This window comes from Mycobacterium simiae (genome assembly GCF_008370645.1).
Taxonomy (GTDB): Bacteria; Actinomycetota; Actinomycetes; order Mycobacteriales; family Mycobacteriaceae; genus Mycobacterium; species Mycobacterium simiae_A.
Genome location: NZ_VTZN01000003.1, coordinates 52,732 through 79,097, shown reverse-complemented (window position 1 = coordinate 79,097; position 26,366 = coordinate 52,732). Strand labels below are relative to the sequence as shown.

The 26,366-nt window shown below is 64.3% G+C and carries 23 protein-coding genes and 1 pseudogene; 16 read left to right on the top strand and 8 right to left on the bottom strand.

The features are described from left to right. The 3 genes from F0Q45_RS01445 to mptB form a co-directional block, all read right to left on the bottom strand. The coding region (locus F0Q45_RS01445; RefSeq protein WP_373424903.1) for an ABC transporter permease at window positions 1-435 on the bottom strand (435 nt) is incomplete at its 3' end. A gap of 65 nt (window positions 436-500) precedes the next feature. Next, a complete protein-coding gene (locus F0Q45_RS01440; RefSeq protein WP_149652209.1) occupies window positions 501-1,436 on the bottom strand; it encodes an ABC transporter ATP-binding protein in 936 nt (311 codons plus the stop codon). Continuing rightward, window positions 1,433-3,103, bottom strand: coding sequence for a polyprenol phosphomannose-dependent alpha 1,6 mannosyltransferase MptB (gene mptB / locus F0Q45_RS01435; RefSeq protein ID WP_149652208.1), 1,671 nt, complete (start codon window positions 3,101-3,103; stop codon window positions 1,433-1,435). The genes F0Q45_RS01440 and mptB overlap by 4 nt, the downstream gene beginning before the upstream one ends. A gap of 312 nt (window positions 3,104-3,415) precedes the next feature. Between mptB and F0Q45_RS01430 the strand changes: the two genes are divergently transcribed. From F0Q45_RS01430 to F0Q45_RS01400, 7 genes are read left to right on the top strand one after another with little or no spacing between them, the layout of a single operon-like run. Continuing rightward, window positions 3,416-4,165: a helix-turn-helix transcriptional regulator gene (locus F0Q45_RS01430; RefSeq protein WP_149652213.1), complete on the top strand. Its 750-nt coding sequence runs from the start codon at window positions 3,416-3,418 to the stop codon at window positions 4,163-4,165. Then, a complete protein-coding gene (gene sufB / locus F0Q45_RS01425; RefSeq protein WP_149652207.1) occupies window positions 4,162-5,610 on the top strand; it encodes a Fe-S cluster assembly protein SufB in 1,449 nt (482 codons plus the stop codon). Before F0Q45_RS01430 ends, sufB begins: the two co-directional genes overlap by 4 nt. Beyond that, window positions 5,607-6,782, top strand: a complete 1,176-nt coding sequence (sufD, locus tag F0Q45_RS01420) for a Fe-S cluster assembly protein SufD (protein WP_149652206.1) — start codon at window positions 5,607-5,609, stop codon at window positions 6,780-6,782. Before sufB ends, sufD begins: the two co-directional genes overlap by 4 nt. Next, complete coding sequence (gene sufC, locus F0Q45_RS01415; protein ID WP_149652205.1) at window positions 6,779-7,561, top strand: Fe-S cluster assembly ATPase SufC; 783 nt, start codon at window positions 6,779-6,781, stop codon at window positions 7,559-7,561. Before sufD ends, sufC begins: the two co-directional genes overlap by 4 nt. Before the next feature lie 2 nt (window positions 7,562-7,563). Further along, window positions 7,564-8,817, top strand: a complete 1,254-nt coding sequence (locus F0Q45_RS01410; RefSeq protein WP_149652204.1) for a cysteine desulfurase — start codon at window positions 7,564-7,566, stop codon at window positions 8,815-8,817. Then, on the top strand, window positions 8,814-9,284 hold the full coding sequence (gene sufU / locus F0Q45_RS01405; RefSeq protein WP_149652203.1) for a Fe-S cluster assembly sulfur transfer protein SufU: 471 nt from the start codon (window positions 8,814-8,816) through the stop codon (window positions 9,282-9,284). The genes F0Q45_RS01410 and sufU overlap by 4 nt, the downstream gene beginning before the upstream one ends. Beyond that, window positions 9,277-9,624, top strand: a complete 348-nt coding sequence (locus F0Q45_RS01400) for a metal-sulfur cluster assembly factor (RefSeq protein ID WP_149652202.1) — start codon at window positions 9,277-9,279, stop codon at window positions 9,622-9,624. Before sufU ends, F0Q45_RS01400 begins: the two co-directional genes overlap by 8 nt. A gap of 5 nt (window positions 9,625-9,629) precedes the next feature. Here F0Q45_RS01400 and fmdA read toward each other — a convergent pair whose 3' ends face one another. After that, on the bottom strand, window positions 9,630-10,889 hold the full coding sequence (gene fmdA / locus F0Q45_RS01395) for a formamidase (RefSeq protein ID WP_149652201.1): 1,260 nt from the start codon (window positions 10,887-10,889) through the stop codon (window positions 9,630-9,632). 127 nt (window positions 10,890-11,016) lie between these two features. On the opposite strand from fmdA, the gene F0Q45_RS01390 reads away from it, so the two are divergent. Then, the gene (locus F0Q45_RS01390) at window positions 11,017-11,304 is read left to right on the top strand and encodes an FmdB family zinc ribbon protein (RefSeq protein ID WP_149652200.1); all 288 of its coding nucleotides are present in this window, start codon (window positions 11,017-11,019) and stop codon (window positions 11,302-11,304) included. A gap of 25 nt (window positions 11,305-11,329) precedes the next feature. Here the strand turns inward: F0Q45_RS01390 and F0Q45_RS01385 are convergent, their stop codons facing one another. Next, window positions 11,330-13,159, bottom strand: coding sequence for an acyl-CoA dehydrogenase (locus F0Q45_RS01385; protein WP_149652212.1), 1,830 nt, complete (start codon window positions 13,157-13,159; stop codon window positions 11,330-11,332). 81 nt (window positions 13,160-13,240) lie between these two features. Next, window positions 13,241-14,317 (bottom strand): annotated as a pseudogene (locus F0Q45_RS01380) (PE family protein); the annotation flags it as partial. A gap of 293 nt (window positions 14,318-14,610) precedes the next feature. Here F0Q45_RS01380 and F0Q45_RS01375 point away from each other — a divergent pair. From F0Q45_RS01375 to F0Q45_RS01350, 6 genes are all read left to right on the top strand, one after another. Continuing rightward, window positions 14,611-16,584 (top strand): heavy metal translocating P-type ATPase, encoded by a 1,974-nt coding sequence (locus tag F0Q45_RS01375; RefSeq protein ID WP_149652198.1) that lies wholly within the window; start codon window positions 14,611-14,613, stop codon window positions 16,582-16,584. Between the two features lie 79 nt (window positions 16,585-16,663). Continuing rightward, window positions 16,664-17,020: a thioredoxin family protein gene (locus F0Q45_RS01370; protein ID WP_149652197.1), complete on the top strand. Its 357-nt coding sequence runs from the start codon at window positions 16,664-16,666 to the stop codon at window positions 17,018-17,020. A gap of 43 nt (window positions 17,021-17,063) precedes the next feature. Then, a complete protein-coding gene (gene trxA, locus F0Q45_RS01365; RefSeq protein WP_149652196.1) occupies window positions 17,064-17,393 on the top strand; it encodes a thioredoxin in 330 nt (109 codons plus the stop codon). A 58-nt stretch (window positions 17,394-17,451) separates the two neighbouring features. After that, complete coding sequence (locus tag F0Q45_RS01360) at window positions 17,452-18,285, top strand: enoyl-CoA hydratase (protein ID WP_373424902.1); 834 nt, start codon at window positions 17,452-17,454, stop codon at window positions 18,283-18,285. Between the two features lie 28 nt (window positions 18,286-18,313). Further along, entirely contained in the window at window positions 18,314-19,951 is a 1,638-nt protein-coding gene (locus F0Q45_RS01355) for an ABC-F family ATP-binding cassette domain-containing protein (protein ID WP_149652194.1), read from the top strand. A 94-nt stretch (window positions 19,952-20,045) separates the two neighbouring features. Continuing rightward, window positions 20,046-20,237 (top strand): helix-turn-helix domain-containing protein, encoded by a 192-nt coding sequence (locus F0Q45_RS01350; protein WP_149652193.1) that lies wholly within the window; start codon window positions 20,046-20,048, stop codon window positions 20,235-20,237. A 211-nt stretch (window positions 20,238-20,448) separates the two neighbouring features. On the opposite strand, the gene F0Q45_RS01345 is transcribed toward F0Q45_RS01350, so the two are convergent. Beyond that, window positions 20,449-21,015 carry a TetR/AcrR family transcriptional regulator gene (locus F0Q45_RS01345; protein WP_149652192.1) on the bottom strand — a complete coding sequence of 189 codons (567 nt, stop codon included), beginning with the start codon at window positions 21,013-21,015 and terminating at the stop codon, window positions 20,449-20,451. A 24-nt stretch (window positions 21,016-21,039) separates the two neighbouring features. Continuing rightward, on the bottom strand, window positions 21,040-23,856 hold the full coding sequence (gene acnA / locus F0Q45_RS01340) for an aconitate hydratase AcnA (RefSeq protein ID WP_149652191.1): 2,817 nt from the start codon (window positions 23,854-23,856) through the stop codon (window positions 21,040-21,042). 284 nt (window positions 23,857-24,140) lie between these two features. Between acnA and F0Q45_RS01335 the strand changes: the two genes are divergently transcribed. Both F0Q45_RS01335 and ripA read left to right on the top strand, forming a co-directional pair. Then, the gene (locus tag F0Q45_RS01335) at window positions 24,141-24,695 is read left to right on the top strand and encodes an Rv1476 family membrane protein (protein WP_149652190.1); all 555 of its coding nucleotides are present in this window, start codon (window positions 24,141-24,143) and stop codon (window positions 24,693-24,695) included. Between the two features lie 249 nt (window positions 24,696-24,944). After that, window positions 24,945-26,363, top strand: a complete 1,419-nt coding sequence (gene ripA, locus F0Q45_RS01330) for an NlpC/P60 family peptidoglycan endopeptidase RipA (RefSeq protein ID WP_149652189.1) — start codon at window positions 24,945-24,947, stop codon at window positions 26,361-26,363. Window positions 26,364-26,366 lie beyond the last annotated feature (3 nt).

Here is a 26,366-nt window from a genome sequence, read left to right as displayed (position 1 = left end):
CAGCGCGGCAAACCCCGCGGTGCCCAGCGCGATGACACCGGCGCCCAAGGCCAGCGCGGCGAGAGCAGGGCGCCAGCCGAGCGCAAAGCCGATGGCGCCCAAGATGATTGCTTGCAAAAACACCACAGCGACCACCGCCAGAGACTTGCCGGCGATGATCCCCCAGACCGGCAGCGGGGTCGCGCCGAGCCGTTTCAGCGCTCCGTAGCGCCGGTCGAACGCAACCGCGATGGCCTGGCCAGTAAACGCGGTCGACACGATTGCCAACGCCATGATCACGGGCACGAAGGTGGCGGCGCGGTGCGGGCCGAACGAGCCCAGGGGCAGCAACGTGAGCCCGACCAACAGCGTGATCGGGATGAACATGGTCAACAACAGCTGCTCGCCGTTGCGCAATAGCAGCTTCAACTCCAACCCGAACTGTGCGGCCAGCATCCGGGTTACGGCATTGGGGCGCGGGTCCGGGGCAAAGGTGCCAGCGGGAAACAGGGTGCTGTCAGTCACGGTCGCAACCTCCTGCCGGTCAGATCCAAGAACACGTCCTCAAGGCTGCGTTGCTCGACGCGCATGTCGGTGGCCAGAACATCGATGCGGGCGCACCACGCGGTGATCGTCGCCATGACCTGAGGATTGACCGGACCTGCGACCAAGTAGTCGCCAGGCGTCACTTCGCGTGCCTGATAGTCCTCCGGCAGAGCCGACGTCAACAGGGACAGGTCAAGTCGCGGCGGTGCGGTGAACCGCAACTGGCCTTTGGCCCCAGTGCGCATCAGTTCGGCCGGTGTGCCCGCGGCCACCGTGACGCCATGGTCGATGATGACCAGACGATCCGCGAGTTCCTCGGCCTCTTTGAGTTGATGGGTGGTCAGCACCACCGTCACACCGTCGCGGCGCAGCGCATCGATCAACTCCCACACCAGCAGCCGGGCATGGGCATCCATCCCCGCCGTGGGCTCATCGAGAAACACCAGCTCGGGGCGGCCAACCAGGGCACAAGCCAGCGCCAGCCGTTGCTGCTGCCCGCCGGAGAGCCGACGATAGGTGGTCCGGGCGACGTCGGTGAGTCCCAGGGTGTCCAGGAGCCAGCGGGGATCCAGCGGGTGGGCCGCATAGGAGGCGACGAGGTCGAGCATTTCGCCGGCGCGTGCCGCCGGATAGCCGCCACCTCCCTGCAACATCACGCCGATACGGGGGCGCAACCGCGCGTTGTCGGCGAACGGGTCCAGCCCGAGCACCTCTATAGTGCCGTCGTCGGGGCGCACGAAGCCCTCGCACATCTCGACCGTCGTGGTCTTGCCGGCACCGTTGGGGCCCAATAGCGCCAACACTTGTGCGGCGTGCACGTCGAGATCAAGGGCGGAGACGGCGGTCAAGGACCCGTAGCGCTTGCTGACCCCGCGTAGCCGCACCACGATTTCTGGTGCTGGAAGTTTCACGTGGAGTCAGCGTAGGCGTCCGGTGCTGACGTCGACCGTCGGGGCTCTGGCACTGCCTGCGCTTCGCTGTTCTCGTCGGGCAGTCGCTGCCACGGCAACTGGTGGTATGTCAGCGCCATGAGCACTAACACAATGATCGCGCTGGCCAGCGTGGCATCAACGATCTGAAACAGCGCGAAGCGGTCGCCATTGGCGGTCGGCCCGAAGATGCCGACGATGAGCGTGGTGACGATGGTTGCCACCCGGAATCCGGTGCGGGTTGCCCAGGCGGCCATGGGAATGATGGCCCAGAGCAGGTACCACGGCTGCACGACGGGAAACAACAACACGGTGAGGCCCAGCGCGACGCCGAGGCCCCCGATAGGGTGCAGCCGGCCGCGGAACACGGCCAGCAGCAGCCAGCTGACCATCACCATGATGATCCCCACGCCCATGGCGCGGGTCAGCGACAAGATCGCGGTGGTGTGATCGCCCAGGCGCAGCAGGATGCCCACTTGCCCGGTGCCGAGCGCCAGCAGCGTCGGTGGTGACATCCAGCTGCGCACCACGTTGGCGGTACCGAGCGTATTGATCCAGCCGAACCCCAGCCCACTGGCCCAGCCGACGATCGCCATCACCGACACCGACAACGCCGCCATCCCGCCACCAGCCAGCAGCAGCGCCTTGATCGTGCCGCCGTAGCGATATGCCAGCGCCATCGTGATGAAGCCCAACGCCAACAGTGAGGGCAGTTTGACTTGCGATGACAGCGTGATCAACACCGAACCAGCTGCCAGCAACGCCAGCGGTTCCCAGTCCGCACCCGACCGCCAGGATCGTGGCGTGAGTCGTGTTGCATCGAGGCCACGCAGCGCGAACTCGGCGCCGGTCAGCATCAACCCGAGCATCAGTGCCTCGTTGTGGATGCCGGCGACCAGGTGCATGAAGAGCAGGGGATTGGCTGCGCCCAACCACAGCGCGCTGACCTCGGCGACTCCACAGCGCCGCGCCAGCCGCGGTGTCGCCCACACGATCATGGCCACGCCGATCAACACCACCAACCGGTGGCAGAGCACGGCGGCGACAATGTTCTCACCAGTCAGAGCCGAAATCCCGCGTCCCATCCACAAGAACAGCGGACCGTAGGGCGCCGGAGTCTCCCGCCACAGGCTGGGGACGGAGAGGGTGAATACGTGATCCAGGCCCAGACCGGACGCCGGCCCGACGCGGTAGGGGTCGAGTCCGTCACGTGAGATCTGGCTCTGGGCTAAATAGGAGTAGACGTCCTTGCTATACATCGGAGGCGCGATGAGCAGCGGAAGCATCCACAACACCAGCGTGCGGTCCAGCCCGCCGCGCGACATCCGCCGCTTGCCCAGCGCGAAGCGGCCGAGCATGAGCCAGGCCAGCGCCATCATGACGGCGCCCGTGGTCGTCATCGTCAAGGACACGGTCTGGATGCGGGACGGCAGATTGAGCAGCCGGACCCCGAAGGTAGGGTCCTGGACGACCGGCCTGGCCCCAGCGCCCAGGGCGCCGATGCCCATCAGGACGGTTCCAGTGGCGCCGAACAAGCGGGTACGCGCAAGTGCGGCCAGTTCGGCTGCGTTCAGCGGCGAGCCCACCGCCTGCTCGTCGCCATGCAGGCTGGCGATCGACGAGCTCAGCGAGTGGTGGCGGGCTGCCATCAGAGCAGCCTAGCCCCGGCGACGATGCGGGCCGCAGGATGCGGGCCGTTGAGGAGCGGGGCGATTGGGTCTAGCCCCGGCGACGATGCGGGCCGCAGGATGCGGGCCGTTGAGGAGCGGGGCGATCGAGCCGTTGTGGTGACGCTGGTCAGTTCGTCGGCGCCGAGATCGACGTTAGCGTCACGCCTTCTCGCGTTTTTCCGCGCTGGCGTCGATCTCGGCGCGTGTCGTTAGCAGGCCAGCGCTTACCAACCGACCCTCGACGAACTTGCGAGCGAGACTCACTTAGTGGCACGTCGCCGGCTGGACACGATGCCGGAATTACGACACACTTGTGTTGTGAAAATCCCAGTAGCCCCGGCGGCAGTATCGGACGGTCATACCCGTCGCGCCGTCGTGCACTTGCTGGTGGAGTCCGGATCGATCACCGCTAGCGAAATCGGCGACCGGCTAGGTTTGTCTGCCGCTGGAGTGCGACGTCATCTCGATGCACTTATCGACGCGGGCGACGCCGAGTCCATCGCAGCCGCGCCGTGGCAGCAGATGGGACGCGGACGGCCCGCCAAGCGATACCGGCTGACCGCTGCTGGCCGGGCCAAGCTTGACCACTCTTACGATGACCTGGCGTCGGCGGCCATGCGGCAACTGCGCGAAATCGGCGGTGACGGCGCAGTACGGACATTCGCCCGGCGACGTATCGATGCGATTCTGGCAGATGTTGCCGCAGCCGACGGTGCCGGTGACGCCGCGGTCGAGGCAGCCGCCGAGCGGATCGCCAACGCACTAACGAACGCCGGCTATGTCGCCACCACCGCTCGAGTGGGCGGACCGATCCACGGTGTGCAGATCTGCCAGCATCACTGCCCGGTGTCGCATGTAGCCGAGGAATTCCCAGAGTTGTGCGAAGAAGAGCAGCAGGCCATGGCCGAGGTGCTCGGAACCCACGTGCAGCGGTTGGCAACGATTGTCAACGGTGACTGCGCCTGCACCACCCACGTGCCCCTTACGCCGGCGCCCAGCCCGCGCCAACACCCGTCGAGTACCAAAGGAGCGTCCGCATGACACTTACGCCGGAGGCCATCAAGACCGTTGCTGCGCCGCTGACTCAGGAAGAGGCCATTGCCTCGCTGGGCCGGTACGGTTACGGCTGGGCCGACTCGGACGTCGCGGGCGCCAGCGCCCAGCGCGGGCTCTCCGAGGCAGTCGTCCGCGACATCTCGGCTAGGAAGAGTGAGCCTGAGTGGATGCTGCAGACCCGGCTGAAGGCACTGCGCATCTTCGAGCGCAAGCCTATGCCGCGCTGGGGCTCCAATCTGGACGGCATCGACTTCGACAACATCAAGTACTTCGTGCGTTCCACCGAGAAGCAGGCCGCGAGTTGGGACGATTTGCCGGAGGACATCCGGAATACCTATGACAAACTAGGAATTCCCGAAGCAGAGAAACAAAGGCTCGTTGCTGGCGTAGCCGCACAATACGAGAGCGAAGTTGTTTACCACCAGATCAGAGAGGATCTAGAGGCTCAAGGGGTCATCTTCCTTGACACCGACACAGGTTTACGAGAACACCCTGAGCTTTTCCGACAGTATTTCGGAACAGTGATTCCAGCTGGCGACAACAAATTTTCTGCGCTGAATACCGCGGTCTGGAGTGGCGGATCTTTTATTTATGTCCCGCCGGGCGTACACGTGGACATCCCGCTGCAGGCCTACTTCCGGATCAATACCGAGAATATGGGCCAGTTCGAGCGGACGCTCATCATCGTCGACGAGAACGCTTACATTCACTACGTAGAGGGTTGCACCGCGCCCATTTACAGTTCGGACTCGCTGCACTCGGCAGTGGTGGAGATCATCGTCAAGCCTGGGGGTCGTTGCCGTTACACCACGATCCAGAACTGGTCCAACAACGTCTACAACCTGGTCACCAAGCGAGCCCGCGCCGAAGCCGGCGCCACCATGGAGTGGATCGACGGCAACATCGGTTCCAAGGTGACCATGAAATACCCGGCGGTCTGGATGACCGGCGAGCACGCCAAGGGTGAAGTGCTGTCGGTGGCGTTCGCCGGCGAGGGCCAGCACCAGGACGCCGGCGCCAAGATGCTGCACCTGGCCCCGAATACGTCGAGCAACATCGTGTCCAAGTCGGTGGCACGCGGCGGGGGCCGCACCTCCTACCGCGGCCTGGTGCAAGTAAACAAGGGCGCGCACGGATCACGCTCCAGCGTCAAATGCGATGCGCTGCTGGTCGATACGATCAGCCGCAGCGACACCTACCCCTACGTCGACATCCGCGAAGACGACGTCACGATGGGCCACGAGGCCACCGTGTCCAAGGTCAGCGAAAACCAGCTGTTCTACCTGATGAGCCGCGGGTTAACCGAGGACGAGGCGATGGCGATGGTGGTACGCGGCTTCGTGGAGCCCATCGCTAAGGAATTGCCGATGGAGTACGCGCTCGAGCTCAACCGGCTGATCGAGCTGCAGATGGAGGGCGCGGTCGGATGACTTCCGCCCCTCTGCACGCGCTGAACAAGGGAGAGCTGTTCGCCTCCTTCGACGTTGACGCGTTCGAAATTCCGCACGGCCGCGACGAGATCTGGCGATTCACTCCGCTGAAGCGGTTGCGCGGCCTGCACGACGGGTCAGCGCCAGCCACCGGTAGCGCAAAGATCGATGTCGACGAGCGGCCCGGGGTAGGAGTGGAAACGGTGCGCCGCGGCGACCAGCGGCTCGGGCAGGGCGGCGTCCCGGCTGACCGCGTTGCGGCGCAGGCATTTTCGTCGTTCAATTCGGCGACGCTGGTCAGCGTCGCGCGTGACACGCAGGTCGCTGAGCCGGTGAACATCACGATCACCGGTCCGGGTGCAGGTGCGGTAGCCTACGGACATCTGCAGATCCGCGTTGAAGAACTCGGCGAGGCCGTCGTAGTCATCGACCACCGCGGCAGCGGAATCTATGCCGACAACCTGGAGTTCGTCGTCGAGGACGCGGCGCGGCTCACCGTCGTGTGGATCGCGGACTGGGCCGACGACACCGTTCATGTCAGCGCGCACCACGCCCGGCTCGGTAAGGACGCGGTGCTGCGGCACGTCGCCGTCACGCTGGGCGGCGAGGTGGTGCGGATGGCTGCCACCGTGCGGTTCTGCGCACCCGGGGGAGACGCCGAACTGCTGGGCTTGTACTTCGCCGACGATGGCCAGCACCTGGAATCGCGGCTGCTGGTCGACCACGCGTACCCCCACTGTACGTCGAACGTGCTGTACAAGGGTGCGCTGCAAGGAGATCCGGCGTCGTCGCGGCCCGACGCGCACACTGTCTGGGTGGGCGACGTCCTGATCCGCGCCGCGGCCACCGGCACCGACACGTTCGAGGTGAACCGCAACCTGGTGCTCACCGACGGAGCCCGCGCCGACTCGGTGCCCAATCTCGAGATCGAGACCGGCGAGATCGCCGGTGCCGGACATGCCAGCGCCACTGGACGATTCGACGACGAGCAGTTGTTCTATCTTTGTTCCCGCGGTATCCCCGAAGAGCAGGCTCGTCGGCTGGTGGTCCGTGGGTTTTTCGGCGAGATCATCTCCAAGATCGCGGTACCCGAGGTACGGGACCGCCTGACCGCAGCCATTGAACACGAACTAGAAATAACCGAAAAGACGGAAAACAAAGTAGCCTCATGACAACTCTGGAAATCAAAGACCTGCATGTCAGCGTGGATAACCCCAACGCCGCCGACGAAGAGCGCGAGATTCTCATTCTCAAGGGCGTTGACCTGACCGTGAAATCCGGTGAGACCCACGCGTTGATGGGCCCCAACGGCTCCGGGAAGTCCACGCTGTCCTACGCCATCGCGGGTCACCCCAAATACACGGTGACATCAGGATCCATCACCCTGGACGGCGCCGACGTGCTGGCGATGAGCGTGGACGAGCGTGCCCGGGCCGGACTGTTTTTGGCCATGCAGTATCCCGTCGAGGTGCCCGGCGTCTCGGTGTCAAACTTCCTGCGCTCGGCGGCGACCGCCATCCGCGGCGAGGCGCCCAAGCTGCGGCACTGGGTAAAAGAGGTCAAGGCCGCTATGTCTGCACTCGACATCGACCCGTCCTTCGCCGAGCGCAACGTCAACGAGGGTTTCTCCGGTGGGGAGAAGAAGCGTCACGAGATTCTGCAACTAGAGCTGCTCAAACCGAAGATCGCCATACTCGATGAAACCGACTCAGGCCTAGATGTCGACGCGTTGCGGGTAGTCAGCGAAGGCGTGAACCGCTATGCGCAAGCCGAGCACGCTGGCATCCTGTTGATCACGCACTACACCCGGATCCTGCGCTACATTCATCCGCAGTTTGTGCACGTCTTCGTCGCTGGCCGCATCGTCGAATCCGGTGGACCCGAGCTGGCAGACGAACTCGAGCAAAGTGGTTACGTGCGATTCACCCAAACAGCGACCGCCGGGGCCTAGCCATGACGACCTCGGTCAGGCCGCTGGATCTGGTCGCGATCCGTGCTGATTTCCCTATCCTTCAGCGGGTGATGCGCGGCGGAAACCAGTTGGCGTATCTGGATTCCGGGGCAACGTCACAGCGCCCACTGCAAGTGCTCGAAGCCGAACGCGAGTTTCTCGTCACGTCCAATGGCGGGGTGCATCGGGGCGCGCACCAGCTGATGGAGGAGGCCACCGATGCCTACGAGCAAGGCCGAGCCGACGTCGCTACCTTCGTCGGCGCCGACACCGACGAGCTGGTGTTCACCAAGAACGCCACCGAGTCGCTCAACCTGGTGTCGTATGTCCTGGGCGACAACCGCTTCGAGCGCGCCATCGGGCCTGGCCACGTCATCGTCACCACCGAGCTCGAACACCACGCCAACCTGGTCCCGTGGCAGGAGCTGGCCCGGCGCACTGGGGCTAGCTTGCGCTGGTACGGGGTCACCGACGATGGTCGGCTTGACCTGGACTCGCTGCAGCTTGATGGGCGGGTCAAAGTCGTTGCGTTCAGCCATCACTCCAATGTGACCGGCACGCTGGCGCCGGTAACTGAACTAGTTTCCCGCGCCCGCGACGTGGGCGCGCTGACCGTGCTGGACGCCTGCCAGTCGGTGCCGCACCAGCCGGTTGATTTGCATGCGCTCGACGTCGACTTTGCCGCGTTCTCCGGGCATAAGATGTTGGGACCCAATGGCATCGGCGTGCTCTATGGTCGTAGGGAGCTGCTGCTGGCGCTACCACCGTTTCTCACCGGCGGTTCGATGATCGAGACCGTGACGATGGCCGAGTCCACCTATGCACCGGCGCCACAGCGCTTCGAGGCCGGCACCCCGATGACCTCTCAGGTAGTCGGGCTGGGCGCCGCGGCACGGTATCTGGGTGCGATAGGCATGGATGCCGTCGACGCCCACGAGCGTGAACTGGTCGCGGCCACCATCGCGGGCCTGTCCCGGATTGACGGCGTGCGCATCATCGGACCCGCATCGATGGAAAACCGTGGGTCGCCAGTCGCATTCGTGGTCAACGGCGTGCACGCCCACGACGTCGGTCAGATTCTCGACGATGAGGGTGTGGCCGTGCGAGTCGGACACCACTGCGCGATGCCACTGCACCGCAGATTCGGCATAGCCGCCACCGCGCGGGCATCGTTTGCGGTATACAACACACTCGACGAAGTCGACCGACTGTTGGCAGGCGTGCGACGGTCGCTGAAATTCTTTGGAAGAAACTGACATTGCGACTCGAGCAAATGTATCAGGACGTGATCCTGGATCATTACAAGCACCCGCAGCACCGTGGGCTGCGTGAGCCGTTCGGCGCGGAGGTTTTCCACGTCAACCCGGTCTGCGGCGACGAGGTCACCCTGCGGGTCGCCTTGTCCGACGACGGCGCGACCGTTGCCGACGTTTCCTATGACGGACAGGGCTGCTCCATCAGCCAAGCATCCACGTCGGTGCTCACCCAGCAGGTGATCGGTAAGAGCGTGTCAGAGGCGCTCAAGACGATCGGCGCGTTCAGTGAAATGGTGTCCTCGCGCGGAGCTGTGCAGGGCGACGAGGATGTCTTGGGCGACGGAGTGGCGTTCGCCGGGGTCGCGAAGTACCCGGCTCGGGTCAAGTGTGCGTTGCTCGGCTGGATGGCACTGAAAGACGCGCTGGCTCGGGCCAGCGTGTCCGTGAAGGAGGTCAGGGATGGATGACACCACTACTCGCGATGAAGAATTTCTCGCCGATGTCGAGGAGGCCATGCGTGACGTCGTAGACCCGGAGCTGGGAATCAATGTCGTCGACCTGGGGCTGGTGTACGGGCTGAACGTGGAGGACAGCGCAGACGGCACGGTCGCGGTGATCGACATGACCTTGACGTCGGCGGCCTGCCCGCTGACCGACGTCATCGAAGATCAGTCGCGCAGCGCATTGGTCGGCAGCGGCCTGGTCGACGAGATACGGATCAACTGGGTGTGGAACCCGCCGTGGGGCCCGGACAAGATCACCGACGACGGGCGCGAACAACTGCGCGCGCTCGGCTTCACCGTCTGACGCGACTAGCCGGTAAAGCTAGCTCGCGGCGCCCCCATGCCGGGGTCAATTTGATGTGGACCAGACGCTGACGGGGTGATGGGAAAATCAAAGATCGCTGTCGGGATGTACACAGTGGCACACGAATTCGGAATGTCAACCACTCCCGACAGACGGCCCTCGATAGGGGCTGAGCCAAGCAGCAGGTAACCCTGCTCCGGGCTATAGCCGAATTTCGTCAGGTAGTCGATCGCATGCAGGCAGGCGCGCTGGTAGGCGAGATCAGAGTCAAGGTACTTCTGTTCGCCGTCCAACGTCACGGACGTGCCCGAGAAGGCTATCCATTCCGCATACTGGGGGTCCGTGTTGCCCGGCACGAAGATAGCGTTCTCGTAGACGCCGTAGGTGTCCATCCCGCCCTTGATCACGTCGACATGCAGGTCGATAAATCCGCCCATTTCAATGGCTCCGCAGAAGGTGATCTCGCCGTCGCCTTGGGAGAAGTGCAGGTCGCCGAACGAGAGGTTGGCGCCGGGCACGAAGACCGGATAGAAAACCCGAGTACCGCGGGTGAGGTTCTTGATGTCCTGGTTGCCGCCGTTCTCTCGGGGCGGCGCGGTGCGCGCCGCCTCGGTGGCGACCCGGGTGAAGTCGTCGCCGGTCAGCGCACCAAGAATGGCGTCCTGCGGTTCCGGCGGCAGCGCCAGGGGTGGCACCCGGTCCGGATCCGTCGCGATGAGCGCGCCCTCGCGCCTGTTCCATTTCGCCAGCAGCTGCGCAGACGGGGCCGTTCCCATCAGCCCGGGATGCACAATGCCGGTGTAACTAACCCCCGGAACGTGTCGCGAGGTGGCGCGTTGCCCGGCGAAATCCCAGATCGCCTTGTACGCGTCGGGAAATTGATCGGTGAGAAATCCCCCACCGTTGCGCTTGGCGAAGATTCCTGTATAGCCCCAGCCCTGTCCGGCGAGCGGGCCCGAGTCCTCCTGGGGAATGGGGCCGACGTCAAGAATGTCGACGACGAGCAGGTCGCCCGGTTCGGCCCCTTCGATCGCGAACGGACCGGACAGGCAATGCACACCTTTGAGTGGAGCGTGCAGGATGTCGTCGGCTGAATCGTCATTGTGTATGGCCCCGTCGAACCACTCCCGGCAGTGCGCGCGGAATGTGGAGTCGCGTTTAACCGTAACGGCCGCCGGGATGTCGGGATGCCACCGATTGTGGCCGATGATCTGTTGCTCACTGAATTTCCTGGCCGAATCCAACGGGAACAGCAATTCAGGCATGTTGCACTCTCTGCACACGACGACCCTGGCAGCCGAACTTGGCCAGCAACTGTGACGGCGCTGATGATCTTCTGCCAGCTGGCTCAACGGACACTCGCATCCGGCGGCACGATTTATAGTCGCCGGCATGCCGACGTATGTGTTTCGCTGCACGCAAGGCTGCGCGAATTTCACCGAACGCCATCCCATGAACGCAATCCCCGACAGCGCCGAATGTCCGCAGTGCTCTCATGCAGCCAGGAGAATTCCCGCGACACCCATGGTCGGTGTTGGCCGCAGCGTCGCAATGCGACTCCATGACCGCACCCGCGCCACCGCCGACGCACCTGACGTAGTCACCAGGCTGCCCGCCGCGCAACGTACGAGATCGGCAGTGACTAGAAACCCGCTACACCGCAGACTGCCTCGGGCATGAGGTTCTCATAAGGCTGAGAACCCGGTCAGAAGGCGTCTTCGGAGATGCGCATGATCTCGTCGTCGACAGACTCGAGAACGGTGCGCACCCCGGACAGCTTCGGCAGCATGTTCTTGGCGAAAAACGCCGCAACTGCGACCTTGCCCTGATAGAACATCTCATCGTCCCGGGACGGGCCGTTAGCCAACGCCGCATGCGCGACACCAGCCTGCACCAATAACCGCCAGCCGATGAGCAAGTCGCCGACGGCGAGCAAGTACCGCACCGACGCGAGGCCAACTTTGTAGATGTCGGTCGGGTGTTGCGCGGCCGACATCAGGTAGGTGGTCAGCGTACCCGTCATGGCAGTGACGTCGTCCAGCGCGGTCTGTAGCAGCGCGGCTTGGGGTTTCAGCGATGGCTCGATGTCGTCGATGGTCAGCGTTATCTGGGCCGTCACGAACTGCAGAGCCTTACCGTGATCGCGCACGATCTTGCGGAAGAAGAAATCCAACGCCTGGATGGCGGTGGTGCCCTCATACAGCGAATCGATCTTCGCGTCGCGGATGTACTGCTCGACGGGATAGTCGGTCAAAAAGCCGGAGCCGCCTAGGGTCTGCAGTGATTCAGTCAGCACTTCGTAGGCGCGTTCGGAGCCAACACCTTTGACGACGGGCAGCAGCAGATCGTCGACGCGGTGCGCCATCTCCGCGTCTGCGCCGGAAACCCGTTGTGCCACAGCCGCATCCTGGTGCGCGGCGGCATAAAAGTAGAGCGCCCGCAGCCCTTCGGCGTAGGCCTTCTGGGTCATCAGGCTGCGGCGCACATCGGGGTGGCGCATGATCGTCACCCGGGGGGCGGCTTTGTCGGTCATCTGGGTCAGATCCGCGCCCTGCACTCGCTCCTTGGCGTAGGCAAGGGCGTTGAGATAACCGGTGGACAGGGTGCCGGCGGACTTGACGCCGATTGTCATGCGGGCGTGCTCGATGATGGTGAACATCTGCGCGATCCCGTTATGCACGCCACCAACCAGGTAACCGACCGCGGGCACGTCGGTGGCGCCAAACGTCAACTCGCAGGTGGGGGAGGACTTCAGCCCCATCTTGTGCTCCAGGCCGGTGGCGAAAACGCCGTTGCGGGGACCGAGTTCGCCAGTGTCGGGATCGAAGAGGTAGTTGGGGACGTAGAACAGGCTCAAACCCTTAGTACCTGGACCGGCGCGCTCCGGCCGAGCCAGCACCAGATGAAAGATGTTCTCGGCCGTATCGCCCACGTCCCCGCCGGAAATGAACCGCTTCACGCCCTCGATGTGCCAGGTCCCGTCGGGCTGTTCGACGGCTTTGGCGCGGGCCGCACCCACATCCGAACCCGCGTCGGGCTCGGTGAGCACCATGGTGGCCTGCCAGCCTCGCTCCACGCCCATCGCCGCCCAGCGGCGCTGCTGCTCGTTGCCCTCGACATAGAGAGCATTCGCCATGATCGGGCCCATATTAAAGAAGGACGCGGCCGGGTTGGCGCAGAAGATCAGTTCGTTAACGGCCCACGTCAGCGGCGGCGGCGCGGCCATGCCACCGATCTCCTCGGCCAGTCCCAGGCGCCACCACTCGGCGTCTTTGATCGCCTGCACCGTCTTGACCAGCTCGGGCGACACGCTGATGGAGTGCGTGGCCGGGTCGAACACGGGCGGGTTGCGGTCCGCGTGGGCGAAAGTCTCAGCGACGGGCCCCTCGGCCAGGCGAGCTGCTTCGGCCAGGATGGTGCGTACCGTGTCGGCGTCGAGTTCGCTGTAGTGCCCGGTGCCGAGGACGGCGCCCACGTCAAGAACCTCGAAGAGGTTGAACTCGAGATCGCGGACGTTGGCGATGTAGTGGCCCAATGCGGTTCCCTTCACTCCGGCTGCTCAGTCCTCAGTCTGTCGGAGGTAGGAAAACGTACGCAACCGTAACCAGGGCCGTTACCCGTTGGCGCCGTCTTGGCCGAACAGCAGCCCACGCTTGCCGCCGATGCCGTCGGTGCCGACGTTGGCGCTGCCGCCGTTGCCGCCGTTGCCGATCAGCAGCGCATTGCCGCCGTTGCCGCCGTTGCCGGTCGCCGTCCCGCCAGCGCCGCCGGCCCCGCCGTTGCCAATCAACCCGGCCTGGCCGCCGATCCCACCGTTGCTGGTCGTTCCGCCGCCGCCGCCGTGACCGCCGTTGCCCAACAAGAACCCGGCCTGGCCGCCATTCCCGCCGTTTCCGAAGGACAGGGAATCCCCGCCGGTGCCGCCGTCGCCCAGCAAAAAGGCTCGACCACCGCCACCGCCGCCGGCAAAGGCAGCGCCGCCGGCGCCACCGTTGCCGTACAGTAGTCCGCCGTTGCCGCCGACGCCGCCGATCCCTCCGGGGGCGCCGCCACCGCCGGCGCCGCCCGCGCCGAGCAGGAAGGCAGAGCCGCCTCCGCCTCCGATGCTGCCGACGCCGCCGACGCCGCCATTGCCGAGCAGCCACCCGCCAGCGCCACCGTTGCCGCCGACTGCGCCCACCCCGCCCGCGCCGCCGGCCCCTCCGTTACCGAGCAGGCCTGCCGAGCCGCCGCGGCCGCCGGCCTGCGCAGCCCCACCGGCGCCGCCGTTTCCGCCGTTGCCGAACAAGATTCCGCCGTCCTCGCCAGCCTGGCCGGGCCCACCGTTGTTACCGTCACCGATCAGGGGGCGCCCCAGCAGCAGCCGGGCGGGTGCGTTGATCGCGTCGAGCAGCGGCTGCAAGGGGCCGGCGGCGGCGGCCTCCGCTCCGGCGTACGCCTGCGCGCCGCCAAGCAAGGTCTGCACGAACTGCGCATGAAACGCCTCCGTCTGGGCGCTGAGCGCTTGATAGTTCTGGCCCTGCGCGCCGAAGAATGCGGCGACGGCGGCCGACACCTGATCGGCGCCCGCGGCCGCCACAGCAGTGGTCTGGGCCGCCGCCGCCTTGTTAGCTGCGTCGATCATTGACCCGATGCGCGCTAGATTTCCGGCCGCTCCCGACACCATCTCCGTATTGGCCACCACGAACGACATTCCGCACCTCCACTGGAGCGTTAGCGACGGATGAATCTTATCGCGATTCGGCAGTAATGCTCAGCCCAATTTTGAACCTATTTTCGTGACGAATTTGCGTGTGTGCGGGCAGGATTTGACGACGGTCAATCGCACGTCGACTGCGTCGGCGAGGACCAGCTTGGCGTGGCTTGCCTTGTGCCAGTGACCGATTCAATCGCATACCGCAACACAATCGAGATATTGGGCGATCGCTGTGTCCCTACACTCGGTTCATCCTGACCCACTCCCACCACTCTTGTGAGGCCGCCGGAATGACCTTGACCGCTGCTGAAGCGACTACCTACGAGGTTTCTTTCGACCCCATCTCACGCACAATCGCGCGACCATCGGGTTGGCGGGGCGGGCTGTGGTCGGTGGCGTCGGTACGTTGGGCGGCCATTGCGTTGGCGTTGTTTCTGGCGGGGCTGGCCGCTCAGCTCAACAATGCTCCGCACGCCGTGTGGTGGACGCTGTATCTGGCCTGCTATCTCGCCGGTGGTTGGGGTTCGGCATGGGCAGGCGCTCAGGCGTTGCGCAATAAGGCACTTGATGTCGATTTGTTAATGATCGTGGCGGCGATAGGAGCGGTGGCAATCGGGCAGATCTTCGACGGTGCGCTGCTGATCGTGATCTTTGCGACGTCGGGGGCGCTCGACGATGTCGCCACCAAGCGAACCGCCGACTCGGTTGAGGGCCTGCTGGACCTGGCGCCGGAGCAGGCCGTGGTGGTCGACGGCGACGGCAACGAGCGAACGGTGCCAGCGGGCGAGCTAGCCATTGGGGACCGGCTAGTGGTTCGGCCGGGGGAGCGGATACCTGCCGACGGCGCCATCTTGTCCGGAGCCTCCGAGGTCGACCAATGCTCCATTACCGGTGAGTCCATTCCGGTAGCCAAGCACCGCGGCGACGAGGTGTTCGCCGGTACGGTTAATGGGTCGGGGGTATTGCAGCTGCTGGTCACCCGCGATCCGTCACAGACAGTCGTGGCCCGTATCGTCGAGCTGGTGGCCGAGGCGTCGGCCACCAAGGCCAAGACTCAGCTGTTCATTGAAAAGATCGAGCAGCGGTACTCCGTTGGCGTGGTGGTGGCTACCCTCGCGCTCATCGTCATTCCGCTGACGTTGGGCGCCGGACTGCAGCCGACCTTGTTGCGCGCCATGACATTCATGATCGTGGCCTCCCCGTGCGCAGTGGTACTGGCGACGATGCCGCCGTTGCTGTCAGCGATCGCGAATGCCGGCCGGCACGGAGTGCTGGTCAAATCTGCTGTCGTGGTTGAGCATTTGGCCGACACCACCATCGTCGCCCTAGACAAGACTGGCACCTTGACATGTGGCACACCGCAATTGACCACTGTTCAGCCGCTAAATCCAGATGGAGTCAGCGTTCTGAAGCTGCTCCAAATGGCCAGCGCAGCAGAGCAATTCAGCGAGCACCCGCTCGGCCGGGCGATTGTCGCAGAAGTTCGGCGGCGCGGCATCGGCATCCCGCAGGCCGAAGACTTCCGTGCCTTGCCCGGCCGCGGCGTTCGCGCCACCGTGGGTCGCGATGTCGTCGAGGTGCGCAGCCCGCACAGCTACCAGGGTGTACCGCTGCCTGAACTTGCGCCGATCCTGAGGGCCGGCGCCACCGCAGCCATCGTCATGGTCAATGGCGTCGCGGTCGGTGTGCTCGGACTGACCGACCACGTCCGCCGCGATGCCGCTGAGTCCGTTGCATCCCTGGCCGCACTGACGTCCGCACCGCCGGTGTTGCTCACCGGCGACAATGGATCCGCGGCCAGGCGGGTAGCCCGGCACGCCGGGATCACCGAGGTACGCGCCACCCTGCTGCCCGAGCAGAAAGTGGAAGCGGTCCGCGACCTGGAAGCCAGCGGTCACCGGGTGCTCGTCGTCGGCGACGGTGTCAACGACGCTCCCGCGATGGCCGCGGCCCGCACGTCCATCGCGATGGGAGCCGGCGCCGACCTGACCTTGCAGACCGCCGACGGCGTCACGGTGCGCGACGAACTGCATGTGATCCCAACGATTATTGGCTTAGCGCGGCAGGCCCGCCACGTCGTGACGGTTAACCTGGTTATTGCCGGCACCTTCATCAGCGTGCTGGTGTTGTGGGATCTGTTCGGGCACTTGCCATTACCGCTGGGTGTGGCTGGTCATGAAGGATCCACCGTGCTGGTTGCCCTGAACGGCATGCGCCTACTGAGCAACCGATCCTGGCGTGCTGCAGCGGCGGCAGTGCGCTGAAAGATGGCAATCTGCCAGCAATTCGGCCGCTGCAGACGTACGCTCGATGTCGCCCGGATCTACGCAGCTAAGGGGGCACGTGGCGACTCGAGATCTCACTGGCGAGGACTTCACATGGACTGTGTCCGGAAATGACAATGTCCTCGTCTACTTCTGGGCACCTTTGTGCGCACCCTGTGGCGTGTTCACACCGACGTACGAGAGCTCGTCGGACAAGCATACCGACATCGTGCACGGCAAGGTGAATTTCGAAACCGAGCCAGAGTTGGCCTCGATCGCCCGGGTCACGCTATTGCCGACATTGATGGCGTTTCGAAAAGGCAAGCTGGTATTCAAGCAAGCCGGTGTTGCTAATCTGGCGGTCATGGACGATTTGGTGCGCCAACTCAAGGCCTACCGGGTCGACTCGGGAGTGCCGCAGCGCGGCCTGCTCTAGCTCCGGTGGAACAAAGTCACGTGTCCGCGGCGTTACGGCAGGCATGGCAACCAAAGACCTCACTGCGGCGCAGTTCAACCAGACCGTTACCGACAACGATATGGTGCTTGTCGACTTCTGGGCATCTTGGTGCGGACCATGTCGAGGGTTCGCGCCGACTTTCCAGGCGTCGTCTGAGAAGCACCCCGACGTTGTTTACGCCAAAGTCGATACTGAAGCCGAGCAAGAACTGGCAGCGGCCGCTCAGATCCGGTCCATCCCCACATTGATGGCCTTCAAGAAGGGCAAACTGTTGTTCAACCAGCCTGGCGCACTGCCGCCGGCAGCTCTCGAAGACCTGGTGCAACAGCTCAAGTCCTACGAAGTCACGTAGACGTAGGTTGTCGCGCGGGCCCCTGACATCGGAACGCAGCGCTGCCAGCGAAACGAAGTTGCATTCGCGATACCGTTCCCGGGTGAGCTTCGTCCTGCTGGAACACCCGCGCCCAGAAATAGCGCTGATCACCCTCAATCGGCCCGAGCGGATGAACTCCATGGCTTTCGACGTCATGGTGCCGCTCAAAGAAGCCCTGGAAAAGGTTACTTACGACAATTCTGTGCGAGTAGTCGTGCTCACCGGAGCCGGCCGGGGGTTCTCCTCAGGTGCCGATCAGAAGTCGGCCGGGACGATTCCGCATGTCGAGGGCGTGACCCGGCCAACATATGCGCTGCGGTCCATCGAACTGCTCGACGACGTCATCATGACACTGCGACGGTTACACCAACCGGTGATTGCTGCGGTCAACGGTCCGGCCATCGGTGGCGGGTTGTGCCTGGCCCTGGCCGCTGACATCAGGGTGGCCTCGACCAGCGCCTACTTCCGGGCCGCCGGCATCAACAACGGACTGACCGCCAGCGAACTCGGGCTGAGCTATCTGTTGCCGCGGGCCATCGGATCCTCGCGGGCGTTCGAGATCATGCTCACCGGTCGCGACGTCAGCGCCGAGGAGGCCGAGCGGATTGGGCTGGTGTCCTGCCGGGTGCCCGACAATCAGCTACTGGACACCTGTTATGCGATCGCGGGCCGGATGGCAGCGTTCTCACGGCCAGGAATTGAGTTGACCAAACGCACACTATGGAGTGGACTCGACGCCGCTAGCCTGGAGGGGCACATGCAGGCCGAGGGCCTGGGACAGTTGTTCGTCCGGCTACTGACCGCCAACTTCGAAGAAGCAGTTGCCGCGCGCGCAGAGAAGCGGCCGCCGGTGTTCACCGACGACAAGTAAGACAAGGCAAGAGAACCAGGATGCGATTGTGATCACAGCAACGGACCTCGAGGTCCGCGCTGGAGCGCGTATTTTGCTCTCGCCGGAGGGTCCCGACCTGCGCGTGCAGCCCGGCGACCGGATCGGGCTCGTTGGACGCAACGGTGCGGGTAAGACGACGACGTTGCGCATCCTGGCGGGGGAAAGCGAGCCCTACGCGGGATTGGTCCGACGTGCCGGCGAAATCGGCTATCTACCACAGGATCCCAAAGAGGGCGATCTTGACGTATTGGCGCGGGATCGGGTGCTTTCAGCTCGTGGTCTGGACGTGTTGCTCACCGATCTGGAAAAGCAGCAGGCGTTGATGGCCGAGGTCGCCGACGACGACGCGCGCGATCGTGCCATCCGCCGTTACGGGCAACTGGAGGAGCGCTTCGTCGCATTGGGCGGCTACGGCGCCGAAAGCGAAGCCAGCCGCATCTGCGTGAGTCTCGGTCTTCCCGAGCGGGTGTTGACGCAGCAGTTGCGTACTCTGTCCGGGGGTCAGCGCCGCCGAGTGGAGTTGGCGCGCATCCTGTTCGCCGCGTCGGAAGGAGGAGCCGGTGCTTCCGGCTCAGGGACCACGCTGCTGCTCGACGAACCCACCAACCACCTCGACGCGGATTCGGTTGGCTGGCTCAGAGATTTCCTGCGCTCGCACACCGGCGGGTTGGTGATCATCAGCCACAACGTCGAGCTGCTGGCCGATGTGGTTAACCGGGTGTGGTTCTTGGACGCCGTGCGCGGCGAGGTCGACGTTTACAACATGGGCTGGCAGAAGTACCTCGACGCCCGGGCGACCGACGAGCAGCGGCGCCGCCGGGAACGCGCCAACGCCGAGCGTAAGGCCGCTGCATTGCGTTCTCAGGCTGCAAAGTTGGGTGCTAAGGCCACCAAAGCCGTTGCAGCCCAGAATATGTTGCGCCGCGCCGACCGAATGATGGCCGCGCTCGATGAAGAGCGGGCGGCCGACAAGGTAGCCCGGATCAAATTTCCCATCCCGTCGGCCTGCGGACGCACACCGCTGGTGGCCAAGGGGCTGAGCAAGAGCTACGGCTCACTCGAGGTGTTCACCGGTGTCGACCTGGCGATCGACCGAGGCTCACGCGTGGTGATCCTGGGGCTCAATGGCGCCGGAAAGACGACTCTGCTTCGGCTGCTGGCCGGTGTCGAGCGACCTGATACCGGAGCACTGGAACCCGGACACGGTTTGCGGATCGGCTATTTCGCGCAGGAGCATGACACCCTGGACAACGACGCAACGGTATGGCAGAACATCCGCCATGCTGCACCCGAATCCGGCGATCAAGAGTTGCGCGGCCTGTTGGGCGCCTTCATGTTCAGCGGCGCGCAGCTTGACCAATTCGCCGGCACGCTGTCCGGTGGCGAGAAGACCCGGCTCGCGCTGGCCGGGCTGGTAGCCTCCACCGCGAATGTGTTGCTGCTCGACGAACCGACCAACAATCTGGATCCCGCCTCGCGGGAACAGGTTCTGGACGCGTTGCGCAGCTATCAGGGCGCGGTGGTGCTGGTGACGCACGACCCCGGTGCGGCCGAGGCACTCGACCCGCAACGCGTCGTGCTGTTGCCCGACGGCGCCGAGGACTATTGGTCCGACGAATACCGGGATCTCATCGAGCTGGCCTGAAAAACCACCGGCGTTTTCGGCCAAACCGCCCCCGATATCGCCGGCCGGTTCTTACCCTAGTTGCGGTGCTTGTGACCATGGGTGGAGGTAGGCGATGCGGAAGGCAAAGAAGACCCGCGATCAGTTGTTGCATGAGTTGCGCAGCGCCTATGAGGGCGGGGCCAGCATCCGCAATCTGGTGGCCACGACCGGCCGGTCCTACGGATCGGTGCACAGCATGCTGCGCGAGTCGGGTACCACGATGCGCACCCGCGGTGGGCCGAATCATCGTTCTCGGCCACGGTAATTCGCCGCGAGCAGGTCGTAAGTCCTGCCTCTCTAGCTGGACGAGCGGCTGTCTGCGGCGCGCCCGGTCGCCGTGGCATCCCGACATGGCGGATTAGCTGCGGGCCCCGCCACGGCGCGGGGTCGCCAAAAGCGCCGATGGAAGACCCGGTGGAGACTTTGTGGAGACAGTAGGAATCCGTGAGCTCATCTACCGGGTCGCGTCGTCAGATTCACAATCGACGGCGCACTGACTGCTCCACCAGGTCCAGCACCGCAGCGAGCCGCTGCGGATCCTCGCCGGATGCCAGCCGGGCTACGAGCCCGTCCAGCACCAGATCCAGGTAGCACTGCAACACCTCGCTGGGCACGTCGTCACGCACCCGATTGGCCTGCTTTTGCCGGCGTAACCGGTCGGTCGTCGCTGCTGCCAGTTCAGCGGAGCGCTCTGCCCATCCGCGGCTGAATGCTGGGTCGTTACGCAGCTTGCGGGCGATCTCCAATCGAGTTGCCAGCCAGTCGAACTGGTCGGGCGCGGCGAGCATGTCGCGCATCACTTGGATGAGGCCTTCGCGGGAAGCGACGTCGGCCATCCGCTCGGCATCCTCATGCGCCAACGCGAAAAACAGTGCGTCTTTGTCCCGGAAATGGTGGAAGATCGCACCGCGCGACATACCGATCGCCTGTTCCAGCCGCCGGACCGTGGCTTTGTCGTAGCCGTATTCGGCAAAGCAGCGGCGAGCGCCGTCGAGGATCTGGCGGCGGCGCGCCGCCAGATGGTCCTCGCTGACTTTTGGCATGGCCAGGGTTGGAATCGGCTGGGATTACCCCGACTTGAGCATGTTGCGCAGCACGAACTGTAGGATGCCGCCGTTGCGGTAGTAGTCAGCCTCTCCGGGGGTGTCTATGCGCACCACCGCGTCGAATTCGACCTTAGAACCGTCTGCTTTGGTAGCGGTTACCTGGACCGCCTTCGGTGTTCTGCCGTCGCTGAGAGCCGTGATGCCGGTGATGTCGAAGACCTCGGTACCATCCAGCCCCAGCGACGAAGCCGACTGTCCGTCGGGAAATTGCAGCGGGATCACGCCCATACCGATCAGGTTGGAGCGGTGGATACGCTCGAACGACTCGGCGATCACCGCGCGTACCCCTAACAACAAGGTGCCCTTGGCGGCCCAGTCGCGTGAGGAACCGGAGCCGTACTCCTTGCCACCCAGCACCACGAGCGGAATGCGTTGTGCTGCATAGTTTTGCGCGGCGTCGTAAATGAAAGCCTGCGGCCCGCCCTGCTGGGTGAAGTCGCGGGTATACCCGCCGGACACATCGTCAAGCAACATATTCCGCAGCCGGATATTGGCGAACGTGCCTCGGATCATCACCTCGTGGTTCCCGCGCCGCGAACCAAAAGAGTTGTAGTCCTTGCGGTCCACGCCGTGCTCGTCGAGGTAGCGGGCGGCCGGGGTGCCGGGCTTGATGGCACCGGCAGGCGAGATGTGGTCGGTGGTCACCGAGTCACCCAGCAGCGCCAGTACCCGAGCACCGGTGATGTCACCAACCGGCTCGGGTTCGGCGGACATCCCGTCGAAGTAAGGTGGCTTACGCACGTAGGTTGAATCCTGATCCCAGTCAAAGGTATTGCCGCTCGGAGTGGGCAAGTTGCGCCAGCGCTGGTCACCCTTGAACACATCGGCGTAGTTCTTGGTGAACATGTCCTGATTAATCGCCGACGCAATAGTGTCGGCGACGTCCTGCTGCGACGGCCAGATGTCTTTGAGGAAGACTTTTTTGCCTTCAGTGTCTTTGCCCAGCGGCTGGGAGTCGAAATCGAAGTCCATGGTCCCGGCCAGCGCGTAGGCGATCACCAGTGGCGGCGAGGCCAGGTAATTCATCTTCACGTCGGGGTTGATGCGCCCCTCGAAGTTCCGGTTGCCCGACAGCACGGCCGCAACCGAAAGGTCGTTGTCGTTGATCGCCTTGGAAACCTCTTCGGGCAGCGGGCCGGAGTTTCCGATGCAGGTAGTGCACCCATAGCCGACCAGATAAAAGCCGAGCTTCTCCAGATACGGCCACAGCCCGGCCTTGTCGTAGTAGTCGCTGACTACTTGGGAGCCCGGCGCCATGGTGGTCTTCACCCATGGTTTGGCGGTCAGCCCCTTCTCGACGGCGTTGCGTGCCAACAGCGCCGCGCCCAGCATCACCTCGGGGTTGGAGGTATTGGTGCATGACGTGACCGCGGCGATGACCACCGCGCCGTGGTCGAGCACGAACTCGCCGAGTTCGTCGGACTTCACGGTCACCGGGTTGCTCGGGCGGCCGCTGGCGTGCACGGCAGCCGAATGCACGACGACGTCATCTGCATGGCCGTTGGACACTTGACCCGGATCGCTGGCCGGGAACGTCTCCTCGATCACCTCGTCCAGCTTGGAGTGCAGGTCGGGCGGGGAGCCGCCGCCAACGTAGCTGGGAATCTGATCGCGGAACGTGGTTTTGGCCTGCGACAACGGGATTCGATCCTGCGGACGCTTGGGTCCTGCGATCGACGGAACCACGTCGGACAAGTTGAGCTCGAGGTATTCCGAGAAGGCCGGCTCGTGCGCGGGGTCGTGCCACATGCCCTGTGCTTTGGCGTATGCCTCGACCAGCGCAAGTTGCTCGGGCTTGCGACCAGTGACCTTCAAGTAGTTGATGGTCTCTGCGTCGATTGGGAAAATCGCTGCGGTAGAACCGAATTCGGGGCTCATGTTGCCCAGGGTGGCGCGGTTGGCCAACGGCACCTCGGCCACCCCCTGGCCATAGAACTCGACGAACTTGCCGACGACGCCGTGCCTGCGCAGCATCTCGGTGACGGTGAGCACCACGTCGGTGGCCGTGACCCCGGGCTGAATCTCGCCGGTGAGTTTGAAGCCGACGACTCGCGGGATCAGCATCGAGACGGGCTGCCCCAGCATGGCCGCCTCGGCTTCGATGCCGCCCACACCCCAGCCGAGCACGCCCAGGCCGTTGACCATCGTGGTATGCGAGTCGGTGCCCACACAGGTGTCGGGGTACGCCACCCCATCACGCTCCATCACCACCGGGGCCAGGTATTCGATGTTCACCTGGTGCACGATGCCGGTGCCTGGCGGCACCACTTTGAAGTCGCGGAATGCGCCCTGACCCCAGCGCAGGAACTGATAGCGCTCGCCGTTGCGCTGGTACTCAATCTCGACGTTGCGCTCGAATGCGTCGGCCCGGCCGAACAAGTCGGCGATCACCGAGTGGTCGATCACCAGATCCGCCGGCGCCAGCGGGTTCACCTTCTCCGGGGCGCCGCCCAAATCGGCGATGGCCTCCCGCATGGTGGCCAAGTCCACGATGCAGGGCACGCCGGTGAAGTCCTGCATCACCACACGGGCGGGCGTGTACTGGATTTCGATGCTGGGCTGGGCCCCGGGATCCCAATTCGCGATGGCCTCGATGTGATCCTTGGTGATGTTGCTGCCGTCCTCGTTGCGCAGCAGGTTCTCCGCGAGAACCTTGAGGCTGTAGGGAAGTTTCTTGGTGTTGGGGACGGCGTCGAGACGGTAGATCTGGTAGCTCTTCGCGCCGACCTGGAGGGTGTCGCGGGCTCCAAACGAGTTCACAGAATCTTTGCTAGTCACATCAACTCCCGAGGATCAAGTTCTTCCGCCGACGGGCCGTGTCGACGGTGCTTCGAATGCTCACGCCACTTTAACAGTACGCTTGTCCGGCTTGCGATGGGCACTCGTAGTCGTCAGTCTTGTTGTGCCGGCCGTGCATTGAAAGCTCCTTGCCCGATGCGAGTGTGTCGTGAGGGCGGGTGCAGCGCGAGAATCGCGCCCTACCGGCACACCGAATGCCGCCAACGCACACTCGACGCGTACGGTGCCTGTAGCACTGCGGGAGGTGTGAGAGGAGCGACACCATGACCGGGCACGACATGATGCGCCAGACGATTCCGTTGCTGCCAACCTATATTCCACAAGACGTGGATATGACTGCGGTCAAGGCCCAGGTCGCAGCGACCGGCGTCAGTGCACCACCGGCGGCCGCGCCCGGACTGGTCGGGGTGGTCAACCACGCGCACGCCGAAGGCATCGATCTGAAGATCGTGTTGCTGGACCACAACCCGCCCAATGACACTCCGTTGCGGGACATCGCGACCGTCGTCGGCGCCGATTACAACGATGCCACGGTGTTGGTGCTAAGCCCCAACTACGTCGGCAGCTACAGCACGCACTACCCGCGCGTCACGCTGGAGGCGGGGGAAGATCATTCCAAGACCGGCAATCCCGTGCAGTCGGCGCAGAACTTTGTGCACGAGCTGAGCACGCCAGAATTCCCCTGGACTGGTTTGACAATTTTCTTGCTGATCGCAGTGTTCGCAGCGGCCGTTGGCACCCGATTCATACAGCTGCGGAGTAGCCGCTTAGCAACGTCGATGGATGGCGTCGACGCGACGGATGAGCGGGCCGAATAGGGCGTCTAACCAGTTCGTGAGGATGTCCCGGCCTTGATGCACCGGCCCAGCTGCGCAGTGTGGCAAACAAACTAGATCACCGTGCGGTCACATTAGTTGCACGTCCAGGGTGCACTTTGTGACATAAGTTTCTTTAGCGTCAGCTGTGACGTACGGTGCGAATGATGATTGTGATGCCACTGGCGCTTTCCGTGTTAGCAGCGCTAGCAGCCGTCCGGCCGACATGAGCCATAGGAGACCTGAGTCGTAATGAGACGGACCAGAGCGGGCTCTAGCTGGCGATCGGGCGCACGGTTGGTGCGGCCGGCACTTCCGTCGGTCCTCAGCGTGGTTCTGCTGATATCGACTCCGGGACTGGCGACCGCCGATCCCGGCAGCGACACCATAGCCACGCTGATTGCTGAGGTAGCCAAGGCCAACCAGCGGCTGGAGGACCTCAGCGCCGCCGTCGAGCTGGAGCAGGAGAGCGTCAACAAAGCCATGGTCGCCGTGGAGACCGCACGGGACGAGGCCGCCGCTGCCGCACATGAGCTCGAAATCAGCCAGCAGGCCGTCAAGGACGCCAATGCGGCGATCGCCGCGGCGCAGCACCGGTTCAACACCTTTGCTGCGGCGACCTACATGAACGGTCCCTCGGACAGCTACCTGACCGCGAGCAGTCCCGAGGACATCATCGCCGCCGCCACCGCCACCAAGACCATGGCAGCCAGCGCCCAGACGGTGCTTGCCAACCTGCAGCGAGCCCGGACGCTCCAAGTAAATAACGAATCGGCAGCGCGGCAGGCCAAGCAGAAGGCCGATAAGGCCGCCGCCGATGCGAATGCCAGCCAGGACGCAGCGGTCGCGGCGCTCACCGACACTCAACGCAAGTTCGACCAGCAGCGGGAGGAGGTCAATCGGCTGGCGGCCGAGCGCGAGGCGGCCGAAGCCAAGCTCCAAGCGGCTAGGCTGGTCGCCTGGTCGTCAGCCGGCGGTCCAGGTGCGCAGGCCTCGGATGCGATGTGGGATCCCGGATCGACACCCGGCGGCGGCCGCCGCTGGGACGGCTGGGACCCCACACTGCCGCAGATTCCCAGCGCCAATATCCCCGGCGACCCCATCGCGGTGGTGAACCAGGTGTTGGGCTACTCGGCGACTTCGGCGCAGGTCACCGCCCAGATGGGACGAAACTTCCTGCAGCAGCTAGGCATTCTTAAGCCCACCGACACTGGCATCACCAATGCCCCGAGGGGTTCGTACCAAGGCCGGATCCCGCGGGTGTACGGACGGCAGGCGTCCGAGTATGCGATCCGCCGCGGCATGTCGCAGATCGGCGTGCCGTATTCCTGGGGCGGCGGCAATGCTGCGGGTCCGAGCAAAGGTATCGACTCGGGCGCCGGCATCACCGGCTTCGACTGTTCCGGGCTGGTCCTGTACTCGTTCGCCGGGGTGGGCATCAAGTTGCCGCACTATTCGGGTTCGCAGTACAACCTGGGCCGTAAGATCCCGACCTCCCAAATGCGCCGCGGAGATGTCATCTTCTACGGCCCCGGTGGCAGTCAGCACGTGACCATCTATCTGGGTGACGGTCAAATGCTCGAGGCGCCCGACATCGGTCTCAAGGTCCGCGTCGCGCCGGTGCGGACCAGCGGCATGACGCCCTTCGTGGTCCGCTACATCGAGTATTAACGA